Genomic DNA, 11092 nt, shown 5'->3' with positions numbered 1-11092 from the left:
GTTCACCTGCCACCGCCATGGGTGAGTCCGGCCGCGATGTCGACGGCCGCGCCGACATCGCCGTCAGGTGGGTAGAGGAGGGCGCGTCCGACGACGAGGCCGCGTACCTGCGGGATCCGCAGTGCGGCTTCCCAGGAGGCGTAGGTGTCGCGCGGATCGCCCTGGGGGTCGCCGCCCAGCAGGAGGGTGGGCAGCGTGGTCGCGTCCAGCACCCGGTCCAGTTCGTCGACCACCGGCAGCTTGAGCCAGGTGTAGGCACTGGTCACGCCGAGGCCGCTGGCTATGTGGATGGACTTGATGACGCTGTCGGGGTCGAGGAGGTTGCGGGAGCGACCGTCCTCACGCACCGAAAGGAAGGGTTCGATCATCGCCATGAGGCCGTGTTCGGCCAGGCCCGTGACCGCGGTCGCGGTGGCTTCGAGGGTCGCCACCGTGCCGGTCTCGCCGAGGCAGATCCGGGTGAGGGTCTTGCCTCCGTCGAGTCCCTGCGCGGCAATCGCCTGCGGGGTGTAGGCCGTGAACCGGTCGTCGAACTCGAAGGCGGCGCCCTGGAGTCCGCCGCGGTTCATCGAACCGATCGCGACCTTGTCCTCCAGCACCCCCATCAGGAGCAGGTCGTCGAGCAGGTCGGGGGTGCTGAGCACACCGTCGACCCCGGGCCGGGACAGCGCTGTCGCGAGCCGGTCCAGGAGATCGGTGCGGCTGGCCATGGCCCGGCCGTCACCGCGGACGCCCAGCGAGCCGCGGGCCGGGTGGTCGGCGGCGACGATGAGCAGCCGGCCGTCGGCGCCGAGGAGCGGGCGCCGGGCACGCTTCTGCCACGACCGCCCGATGCGCTCGGGCTCGCGGGCCCGGATCTCGGTCAGCTGTGCGGCATCCATCATGCCGTCCTTTCGGATGTGCGTGCCCGGGAGGCGAGAGCGGCCTCCACCTCGGCGGTGGTGGGCATGGCGGTGGAGCATTCGAGGCGGGAGGCCACGATGGCGCCGGCGACATTGGCGAACTCGATGACGCGGCGCAACTCCCAGCCGCTGAGCAGGCCGTGCACGAGCGCGCCGCCGAAGGCATCGCCGGCGCCGAGGCCGTTGACGACCTCGACCGGGAACGGCGCCACTTCGACGCGCTCGTCGCGGGTGGCGGCGAGGACGCCTCGGGGGCCCTGTTTGACGACGGCCAGTTCGAGGCCGCGGTCGAGAAGGGCGTCGGCGGCACGCTGCGGATCGCTCTCGCCGACGGCCACTTCGCACTCCTCGCGGTTGCCGACGGCGACGGTGACGTGGTCGAGCGCCCGGCCGACCTGCTCCCTGGCCTCTTCGGGGCGGGACCAGAACATCGGCCGGTAGTCGAGGTCCAGGACCGTGACGCTGCGCCGGCCGCGGGCCTGCCAGGCAGCGAAGTGGGCCGACCGGCTGGGTTCCGCGGACAGCCCGGTGACGGTCGCCCAGAAGACGGCCGAGTCGCGGATGTCGTCCAGCGGCAGGCTGCCGGGGTCGATCAGCAGATCGGGGGCGGTGCCGTACCGGTAGAAGTAGAGCGGGAAGTCGTCGGGCGGGAAGACCTCGCAGAAGGTCACCGGGGTGGGCGGTCCGTCCGGTGCTGCGATGGGGGTGACATACACCGGGTCGACTCCGAGCCGGGCGGTCTCCGCCTGCACGTAGTGGCCGAAGGGGTCGTTGCCGACGCGGGTGATCAGGGCGGCGTGGCGGCCGTGGCGGGCCGCGGCGACGGCAACGTTGGTCGCGCTGCCGCCGAGGAACTTCTGGAACGTCCGCACGTCTTCCAGGCCGACGCCGTGGTCGAGCGGGTAGAGGTCGACTCCGGTGCGCCCGAGGGTGACGAGGTCGTGAGCCACCGTCACTCCCCTGCCGGGCCGGGGGTGGGCCCGGGGGCACCGGTGAGAGACAGCAGGTAGGCGACACAGGCGCGTACGTCGTCCAGGGGGTCGGCGCCGCCGGGCTCGCCGGGTGCCGCGTGGAGGATGGTGTCCTGCTCCAGCACGTACCAGCCGGTGTAGCCGCTCTCCTCCAGCAGGCGGACGATCTCGGCGATGTCGACGTCCCCGGCGCCGAGGGGGGTGTACATGCCGTCGGCGACAGCCGCGGTGTAGGTGATCTCCCCGGCACGCACCCGCTGGGCGAGGGCGAGCCGGACGTCCTTGAGGTGCACATGGGCGATGCGGCCGGGCCAGCGCGCCGCGACCGCGACCGGGTCGCCGCCGCCGATGAGCAGATGTCCGGTGTCCAGGCAGAGCCCGATGCCGGAGCCCTCCAGCACGCGCCGGGTCTCCTCCCCGGTCTCGATCATCGTGCCGACGTGGGGGTGCAGGGTGGCGGTGAGGCCGGCCGCGGAGGCCGCGGCGGAGATCCGGTCGAGGTTGGCGAGCAGGTGGTTCCAGCCCGCCTCGTCGAGCGCCGGGCGCGCGTCGTAGCCGTCGGTCCCGGTGGCGGCGGCGACGACCACGGTGCCGGCGTCGGCGGCCAGCAGTCCGGTGATCGCCGCCTCGACCTCGGGCAGCGGGTCGTGGCCGGGGTCGTGCAGCACGACGGGCACGAACTGGCCCACCGCGCGCAGGCCGTACGCCGCGAGGGTCGCGGCCTTGTCCGCGGGGGCGTCGGGCAGGAAGCCCTCCGGGCCGAACTCGGTCGCGCTGAGGCCGACCTCGCTCATCTGCCGTAGCACCAGGTCGGGTTGGAGCTGATGGCCCCAGCCGGGCACCTCGCACACTCCCCACGAGATCGGCGCGCCGGCGATGCGCTCGGCGAGGAGGGCGGTCATGACCGGCCTCCCGTCGTCCGGCCGTGACCGGTGCCCGGCCCGGCACCGCTGCTGCCGCCGCCGGGCGCGCCGCCCGGTGCGGTGTCCGCCGGTACGTGGGGAGGCGCGGTTCGGAGCTCCTCCAGCCGTCCGGCGCCGGCCAACCTGATCCGCATACCGCGCCCCTCTTCTCGCTTCTCACGCATGTCACACGCCGGGCGGGTATGCCTGGCGGGTGTGTACCGAGCCTGCCGCCATCGGCGACAGCCTGTCAATAGTTTGTCCTGACATTCGGACTTCCTCGCCATCGGCACGGACCTCGGCGGTCAGTGGGCGGCGACCGTCATTTCGAACGAGTACCGCGAGGCCCGGTACACGTGCGAGCCGTACTCGACGGGCCGGCCGGATTCGTCGTGTGCGGTGCGGACCATGGTCAGCAGGGTGGCGCCGCGGGCCTCGTTGAGGAGTTTGGCCTCCGCGGCGGTGGCCCGGCGGGCGCCGATGGTCTGTTCCGCGGTGCTCAGGGCTATGCCGGAGCGGCGCAGGAGTTGGTACAGGCCGGCCCCGCACAGCGCGTCAGGGGTCAGCTCGACCAGGTCCGCCGGCAGGTGGTTGTGCATGATGGCGATCGGCTCGCCGTCGGCCAGGCGGAGGCGTTCGACCGCCACCACGGCGGAGCCCTCCTCCACCCGGAGCGCGGCGGCGACCTGCCCGCCGGCCTGGATCGTCGCGATGGACAGCACCTCGGTGCTCGGGTGGCGGCGGTCGCGCTCCAGGTCCTCGTACAGGCTGGTGAAGTCGAGCTGGCGGCGGATGCGGTTGGTCACCACCCGGGTGCCGACGCCGCGTTTGCGGGCCAGCAGCCCCTTGTCGACCAGGTGCTGCATGGCCTGACGCATCGTCGGACGGGAGAGTCCGAACTGGTCGGCCATCATGATCTCGTTGCTCAGCAGGGTTCCGGGCGGCAGTACCCCGGTCTCGATGAGGGTCTGCAACTGCTGGGCGAACTGGAAGTACAGCGGCACCGGACTGCTGCGGTCGATGGTGATCTGCTGCGCGAGTGACTCCACGTCCACCCCTCCTGGAGACTCCTGCCGACGGACGCCAGTATGACTCATCACACACTATGCTCTGTACGTCCATATGTCATAACAAACTCTTGCCTTGTCATCTGCCGAAGAGTAGAAAGCAGGTGGCCGTTCCAGGCCCCCCGCACGAAAGGCACCCGCACATGCGCATCGGACTCATCGGCACGGGCCGCATCGGCGCGTTCCACGCCGCCACCCTCGCCGACCTGCCGGCCGTGACCGGCATGGTGGTGCACGACGCCGACGAACGCTCCGCCCGCTCCGTGGCCGAGCAGACCGGGGCGGAGTACGCCGGCGACCTGGACGGGCTGCTCGGTGCCGGCCTGGACGGTGTCGTGATCGCGGCGCCCACGAGTTTCCACGCCGAACTCATCCTGGCCGGCCGGAAGGCCGGCCTGCCGACGTTCTGCGAGAAGCCGGTGGCCGGCACCCTGGAGGAGACCGACGCGGTCCTCGCCGCCCTCGAAGAGGCGCCCGTCCCGCTGCAGATAGGGTTCCAGCGCCGTTTCGACGCCGGCTACCAGGAGGTGCGCGCGGCGATCACCGACGGCCGCCTCGGCTGGACGCACACCCTGCGGGCCGTCACGGCCGACCCGACCCCGCCGCACCCCGGCTACATCCCGGCGTCCGGCGGCATCTTCCGCGACTGCTCCGTGCACGACTACGACATCATCCGCTGGGTCACCGGCCGGGAGGTCACCGAGGTCTACGCGACCGGCGCCAACCGCGGCGAGGACTTCTTCGCCGCCGCCGGCGACGTGGACACGGCCATCACCCTGCTCACCCTGGACGACGGCACGCTGGCCAGCTGCACGGCCACCCGGTACAACGGCGCCGGCTACGACGTACGCCTGGAGGCCTGCGGCTCGAAGGGAACGCTGGCCGCGGGCCTCACCGACCAGGCGCCGCTGACCTCGGCCGAGGGCGCCTCCTGGCCGACCGGCACACCGTACGGCGGCTTCATGGAACGCTTCCAGGACGCCTACCGCGCCGAACTCACCGCGTTCACCGAGGTGGTGGCCGGACTGCGGCCCAGCCCCTGCACCGGCCAGGACGCCCGGGCCGCGCTGGCCGTCGCCGAGGCCGCCACCCGCTCCCGCACCGAGGGCCGGCCGGTCCGTGTCACGCCCGGGGGCTGACCGGCACGGGCCGGGGCGGACACCGGGCACGCGACCGCGGCGGGAGGCATGCGCCGCGGTCGCGTGCCGTTCTGATGGGCCGCCGGCGGGACGGCCCGTGGGCCCGGACGCGTTCCGCCCGCCCCGCGCCGTACCGCACGGGGTGCCGTGCGGCGCGGGGGTACGGAACCGTCCGGGCCGCCTCATCCGCCGGCCGCCGCGATACGGAGCCTGATGGTGCGGGCTTCGGGGCGCAGCGCGAACTCCGGCCACACGTCCGGCCCGCAGGCCCGGGAGCCGAGTCCGTGCTGGGCAGCGTCGACGAAGAGGTGACTCGTCGTCGACTCCGGCAGCTCGAAGGGGTGACCCGCGCGGGCGATCTGCTGCGGGGTGTGCCGGCTGAGGGTGAACCCGGGGCGGCGTCCGCGCGTGTCCGGCAGGGCCACCACGCGCAGCACCACGGACCCGGCGCTCGTCAGCGTCAACTGCCGCAGCTGGGAGCGGTGTCCGGTCTCCTGCGGGCGCGCGTACGCGACGCCGAGATCGCCGACGGTGGAGGAGAAGCGGCCGGTACGTGCCGCCCGCAGACTGTCGGGGTAGGACTCCAGCGGGCCGAGGCCGAACCAGTCGGCGCCGTCCACGGCGGCCGTGCCGTCCGGCAGATCGAAACGTATCCCGATCCGCGGCCACACCGTGGGCCAGCCGCTCGACGGCGCTGCCTCCACCCGCAGTTCCAGCTCGTCACCCTCCAGCGACCAGACCGACTCCACGGTCACCCACCGGGCGGAGTCCGCCGCGGAGACCTTGTCGACCGTGCGCAGGGCGTCCGCGGTCCGCTCCACGCTCAGGCGCCGGGTGGTCAGCCGGTCGAGTCCGTCACGGCGCCACAGTGCGGCGTTGGAGACACCAGCGATGCTCGCGTCGCTCTCCTCAACCTCTCCTGAGGTGCCTTCGTCGTTGTCGGTCGGGGCCCGGAAGAGTTCCAGCCGCGGACCTGCGACCGGCCGTCCTGCCAGGCGCGTGAGGGAGCCGCCGGTGAACTCGGCGACGCCGAGCGTCAGCGTCCCCTCGCTTGGCCGCCAGCCGGTCCTGGGCCGGACGGCGGGCACCGGACGGGGCGCCGAACGGTCCAGCTGGGCGGTCGCGATCACATGTCCGGCGTCCGCCCAGGCAGTTCCGGCTGCCAGGACCGCGTCGACGGTGAGCCAGGTCTCCGCGTCCCGCGCCACCGGAACCGGCGGCAGCGGCACGCGCGCGGACCCGCCGGCCACGACGGCGGGGACCTCCAGGTCCCCGGCAGCCACCTGCCGCCCGTCATGTTCGACGCGCCAGCGAAAGCGCAAGAAGGAGGTGTCGGCGGTGTGGCACAGGTTGGTGATCACCACGCTGCCGCCATCGCTGTCGCCGTCGCGGTCGCCGTCGCGGTCGCTGCCGCCGTCGCGGTCGAAGGTGAAGCGGACCGGCTGCACCACCGACTTGAACTCGTACAGGCTCGGCGTCGGGACGTCGTCGCTGAGCAGCATGCCGTCCATCACGAAGTTGCCGTCGTGCACGACCTCGCCGAAGTCACCGCCGAACGCGTAGTACGGCGTGCCGTCCGGGGTGGTCGTCGCGATGCCGTGGTCGCGCCACTCCCAGACGAAGCCGCCGTGCAGCCGCGGATGGCGGTGCACCAGCTCCTCGTACTGGTCCAGCGCACCGGGTCCGTTGCCCATCGCGTGGGCGTACTCGCACAGCAGGAACGGCTTGGTGCGCTGCCGGGCGCCCTGCGCGGGAGTGCAGTTCAGCAGCGGCGCACGGGAGCCGTCGGTGCCGATCTGCTCGGTCTCCCGCACCGAGGCGTACATGCGCGAGTAGATGTCGGCGTAGTCACCGGGGTGGTCGCCCTCGTAGTGCACGGGCCGGCCGGTGTCACGGGCGTGGACCCACGCCGCCATCGCGGCGAGGTTGCTGCCGGTGCCCGCTTCGTTGCCGAGCGACCAGATCACCACGCTGGGGTGGTTCTTGTCCCGTTCGACGGTGCGCCGGATACGGTCGAGGTACGCCTCGCGCCACGCGGGGTCGTCGCTCGGGTTGCCCGCCCAGCCCACCTTGTCGAAGCCGTGCGTCTCCAGATCGCATTCGAGGACGACCCAGAAGCCGAGTTCGTCGGCGAGGTCGAGCAGCCGGGGGTGCGGCGGATAGTGGCTGGTGCGGATGGCGTTGACGTTGAACCGCTTCATACGGGCCAGGTCTTCGCGGGCGTGCTCCTCGTCGAAGACGCGGCCCCGCACGGGGTGGGCCTCGTGCCGGTTCATCCCGTGGAAGACGACACGGCGGCCGTTGACCAGGAACCGGTCGCCGCGGATCTCGACGGTACGGAAACCGACCCGCAGGGCGATGGTCTCCGCGGCCGTCGAGACGGTGGCGTCGTAGAGGCGGGGCTGCTCGGCCGACCAGGGCTCCACCGCGCCGACCGCGAACGCGGTCACGTCGGCGGGGCTCTCCCAGACCTGCTCGATGCCGAGTTCCGGCAGGCGGAGGGTGACCGGGAAGGCCGCGGGACCTGCGGTCACCTCCGGCTCGATCCGCCCCTGCCCGTCGTCGAAGCCGGTCCGCAGCCAGACGTCCTCGATGCCTGCGGCGGGCCGCGCGATCACGGTCACGTCGCGGAAGATGCCCGGCAGCCACCACTGGTCCTGGTCCTCGACATAGCTGGCCGCGGACCACTGGTGGACGCGTACCGCGATGACGTTGTCGCCCGGCCGGACGGACGAGGTCACGTCGAATTCGTGGGCGAGCCGGCTGCCACTGGCGCTGCCGATCTCAACGCCGTTCACCCACAGCCGGAAGAGCGACTCGACACCGTCGAACCGCAGCACCACCCGCTCGGCCGCCGACCACGCGGCGGGCAGCTCGAAGTGGCGGCGGTAGTCGCCGGTGGGGTTCTCGTCCGGGACGTGGGGCGGGTCGATCGGGAACGGGAACTGCACGTTGGTGTAGATCGGCCGGCCGTAGGCTCCGTCCCCCTGGAGTACCCAGTGCGAGGGCACGGGGATGCTGTCCCAGCCGTCGTCGTCGAATCCTTCGGCCGAGAAGTCCTCCGGCGCGGACGCGGTGGGCGACAGCCGGAAGCGCCACGGTCCGTTCAGCGACAGGCGGGGCGCGTCGGAGTGCAGCCACGAGCGCGCGGGACGCAGGGCGCCGCGCCCTGGGGCGGTGTCGGCGACGTACCCGGACGCGGGGGCGGTTCGGGGGGAGGACACGGGGTTCACAACTCTTTCTCGAGGGCGGTAAGGCTCTGCGGCGGCGCCAGCCGGCCGGTGCGGACACGCGTCCGGCTGGGGTGCCCTTGCGTACGGTTCCGGCGCTCTACCGGACCACGACGGTGCGGATCTCCCAGGGGCCGAGGGCGAGTTCGAGTCCGTCCGCGGCCGGCGTGGTGGACAGTGGCCTGCCGAGCAGATCGACGGTGGTGGCCTCGGTGAACGGGCCGGTCAGGCGGGCGGTCGCGCCGGTGCCGCTCATCGCGACCAGCCGGATCTCGGTGCCGGCCGCGCCGTCCTCGGCGGTGACCCGGCGGACGGCCGACACGAAGACGTCCGCACCGTCCACCTGTACGCCGGTGGCGTCGGGGGGCAGTTGGCCGCCGGCGGGGGCGGTGCCGCGGGCGACCAGCACGTCGTTGCGGAAGAGTTCGGCGAGCGCGACCGCGTTCGCCCCCTGCCAGCCGGTCGCCGAGGGCAGGACGGCGAACCTGTTCTCGACGCGCATGCCGAGATCCTGCGCGCCGGGTGCGGGGATCTCGGTCGCGGCGGGCTCGTCACGGAACGGGTGGATGTTGACGCTGATGGAGCCGATGGCGCGCAGCAGGGTGATGGCCACCTCGGAGCCGTCGCTGACGAGTTCGTACTCGGTGGCGTGGTCGAGCAGGACGGTGGCGGCGCCGGCCGAGACGAAGGAGCTCGCCGGGAAGGTCGGGATCGGGTATTCGCCCCAGCCGCCCTCGGCGGTGAGCCCGCGCTCGGTGACGGCGAACTGCCCCGCGGCGGCGGACCCGGCGGCCGGCTCGGGCAGCGGCACATGGAAGCGCAGCCGGTGGTCGGCGGACCGGTTCAGGAACGAGGTGGAGACCCGTACGAACGGCTCGCCCGCCCGGACCTCCACCAGGGTCTCCACCGGGGTCGGTACGGTCTCGCCGCTGCGCACGTCGCGGTCGCCGGAGAGCGCGGCGGGCCACGGGTAGACGCGGGTGATCCGGGTCCTTGACCGCAGCGGGCCGTTCTCCAGGACGTCGACCGTGACGCCGGCCGGCTCGGAGACGAGCACGTCCTTGGCCGGCGGGCCGTAGTTGTAGCTGTCACCGCGGTCGCCGCCGTCGACGAGTCGGCCCACGCCGAGCAGCACGGAACCGTCCGCGCCGGTCACCGCCAGGGTGCCGTCGGCGGCGACCGCGACGTGGACCAGGCCGTTGGACAGGGTGCGGCCGGTCGCCGTGGCGGGCACGAACGACGCCGGCGGCGCGGGCGTGCCGTCGGCGGGTCCGACCCGGAAGCCCGTGAGCCCGGTGGCCGGGACGTGCACCGGTACCAGCGCGGTCGCGCGGGCCTCCTCCAGCGTCAGCACCCGCCACTCCCCCGGGTGCGCGGCGGCTGCCTCGGCGACCTTCGCGCGCAGGATCAGCAGGTCGAACGGTCCGCCGGCCGGCACCTCGGCGAGGTGGAAGACCAGCGATCCGGGGGTGAGTTCGTAACGGTCGATCAGCCGGCCGAAGAGTTCGCGGCGGTGGATGCGGCGCAGCACCCGTTCCAGCTGCGAGGCGTCCATCCGCTCGTCGCTGAGCACGGTCGGGGCCTTGGATATCAGCTGCACGGGCTGGGTCGAGCCGTCGGCGGCGGTGGCCACCAGCACGCTCCCCTCCGGCGGGGCGACGACATCCACCTCGACCGCGGCCGTGCGGGCGAACGGCAGCGGATTGGCCACCAGGTAGCCGTCGTTCGGCACCCGGGCGGCGGCCTCGGCGAGGGCCGCGTCCCGTACCGCCCGTGCGGTCTGCGCTGCCTCGGCGAGCCGCGCTTCGACCTGGTCGCAGGTCTCGTCGGTGCCGGAGCCGACGACCGAGTCATGCGCCGTCGACTCGATGATCTTGTGCCAGGCGAGCGAGAGGAACGGCGAGTCGTCCCGCCGGGACCACAGGGCGTTCATCCGCTCGGCGTGGTCGATGGTGCGCTCGGCCACGGCCATCCGCTGCTTGAGCCCGAGCCGTACGGAGAGCACTCCCGGGAGGATGTTGCCGCGTACGTGGCTGCGCAGTTCACCGGTGACGACGGCGGTGACCTCGTCGCGCGCATGGCCGCGGATGTACTCCTCCAGCGTCGCGACGGTGATGGCGCGTTCGTCGCCCGACGCCTTCCGCAGCCAGGAGGTGAGCTGCGGGTCGGGCGCGTTGTGGTCGGTGCCGGCCATCGCGAGCACCGGGTCGCTGCCCCAGCGGTCGGCCGTCATCTCCGCGTACTCCCCCAATGCCCGGCCGATCTGGTCGGGCACCAGCAGGACGTCGAGGCCGTTGTCGTAGCCGTCGAAGAGGAACTCGGTGCGCACCTCGGAGCCGTCCGGCGCACGCCAGCGGAAGGCATGGCCCGCGACGGAGCCGGGGACGCCGCGCCACAGCGCCGCGTGCTCGAATCCGGCCCGCGCCAGGATCTGCGGCATCTGCGCGACGTGGCCGAACATGTCCGGCAGATAGCCGACGGCCATCGACCCGCCGAGCTCTGCCGCCGCCTCCCACCCCATCCGCAGGTTGCGCACGATGGTCTCACCGGAGCAGAGGAACTCGTCCAGCAGGATCAGCCACGGCCCGATGGCGAGCTGCCCGCGGGCGACCAGGGCGACGACCCGGTCGCGGTTCTCCGGCCGCATCTCCAGATAGTCCTCGACCGCCGCCATCTGCCCGTCGACGGTGAACCGGAACTCCGGGTTCGCCTCTGCCGTCTCCAGCACGGTGTCGAGAGCGGTGACAAGCCGGTGCCGGAACACCTGGAAAGGCTCGTACCACTCCCGGTCCCAGTGGAAATGGGGCACGAAAACGGCGGAGCCGGCGGATTTCTGCATGGGTCAGCGACCTTCTGTCGGCGGGTGGCATAGGGGGCGGGA

The 11092-nt window shown here is 72.8% G+C and carries 7 protein-coding genes; 1 reads left to right on the top strand and 6 read right to left on the bottom strand.

The features are described from left to right. Nucleotides 1-2: 2 nt before the first annotated feature. From OG552_RS32375 to OG552_RS32360, 4 genes are all read right to left on the bottom strand, one after another. Nucleotides 3-881 carry a Cgl0159 family (beta/alpha)8-fold protein gene (locus tag OG552_RS32375; protein WP_329139042.1) on the bottom strand — a complete coding sequence of 293 codons (879 nt, stop codon included), beginning with the start codon at nt 879-881 and terminating at the stop codon, nt 3-5. Further along, complete coding sequence (iolC, locus tag OG552_RS32370; protein WP_329139040.1) at nt 881-1852, bottom strand: 5-dehydro-2-deoxygluconokinase; 972 nt, start codon at nt 1850-1852, stop codon at nt 881-883. Before iolC ends, OG552_RS32375 begins: the two co-directional genes overlap by 1 nt. A gap of 2 nt (nt 1853-1854) precedes the next feature. Then, nucleotides 1855-2775 (bottom strand): TIM barrel protein, encoded by a 921-nt coding sequence (locus OG552_RS32365; RefSeq protein ID WP_329139038.1) that lies wholly within the window; start codon nt 2773-2775, stop codon nt 1855-1857. Nucleotides 2776-3080: 305 nt separating this feature from the next. Further along, nucleotides 3081-3872 (bottom strand): GntR family transcriptional regulator, encoded by a 792-nt coding sequence (locus tag OG552_RS32360; RefSeq protein WP_443071095.1) that lies wholly within the window; start codon nt 3870-3872, stop codon nt 3081-3083. A gap of 113 nt (nt 3873-3985) precedes the next feature. Between OG552_RS32360 and OG552_RS32355 the strand changes: the two genes are divergently transcribed. Beyond that, entirely contained in the window at nt 3986-4981 is a 996-nt protein-coding gene (locus OG552_RS32355) for a Gfo/Idh/MocA family protein (RefSeq protein WP_329139033.1), read from the top strand. Between the two features lie 182 nt (nt 4982-5163). Here OG552_RS32355 and OG552_RS32350 read toward each other — a convergent pair whose 3' ends face one another. Beyond that, on the bottom strand, nt 5164-8205 hold the full coding sequence (locus OG552_RS32350) for a glycoside hydrolase family 2 TIM barrel-domain containing protein (protein WP_329139031.1): 3042 nt from the start codon (nt 8203-8205) through the stop codon (nt 5164-5166). 106 nt (nt 8206-8311) lie between these two features. After that, nucleotides 8312-11050, bottom strand: coding sequence for a glycosyl hydrolase-related protein (locus OG552_RS32345; RefSeq protein ID WP_329139029.1), 2739 nt, complete (start codon nt 11048-11050; stop codon nt 8312-8314). Nucleotides 11051-11092: the final 42 nt, after the last annotated feature.

It is taken from the genome of Streptomyces sp. NBC_01476 (genome assembly GCF_036227265.1).
Lineage (GTDB): Bacteria > Actinomycetota > Actinomycetes > Streptomycetales > Streptomycetaceae > Actinacidiphila.
This window is presented reverse-complemented; position numbering and strand designations above follow the sequence as displayed.

What these genes read in the sequence shown, in the direction of transcription:
- OG552_RS32360 (WP_443071095.1), bottom strand. Translation starts at nt 3,872, where the DNA reads ATGAGTCATACTGGCGTCCGTCGGCAGGAGTCTCCAGGAGGGGTGGAC.
- OG552_RS32355 (WP_329139033.1), top strand. Translation starts at nt 3,986, where the DNA reads ATGCGCATCGGACTCATCGGCACGGGCCGCATCGGCGCGTTCCACGCC.
- OG552_RS32365 (WP_329139038.1), bottom strand. Translation starts at nt 2,775, where the DNA reads ATGACCGCCCTCCTCGCCGAGCGCATCGCCGGCGCGCCGATCTCGTGG.
- OG552_RS32375 (WP_329139042.1), bottom strand. Translation starts at nt 881, where the DNA reads ATGGATGCCGCACAGCTGACCGAGATCCGGGCCCGCGAGCCCGAGCGC.
- OG552_RS32345 (WP_329139029.1), bottom strand. Translation starts at nt 11,050, where the DNA reads ATGCAGAAATCCGCCGGCTCCGCCGTTTTCGTGCCCCATTTCCACTGG.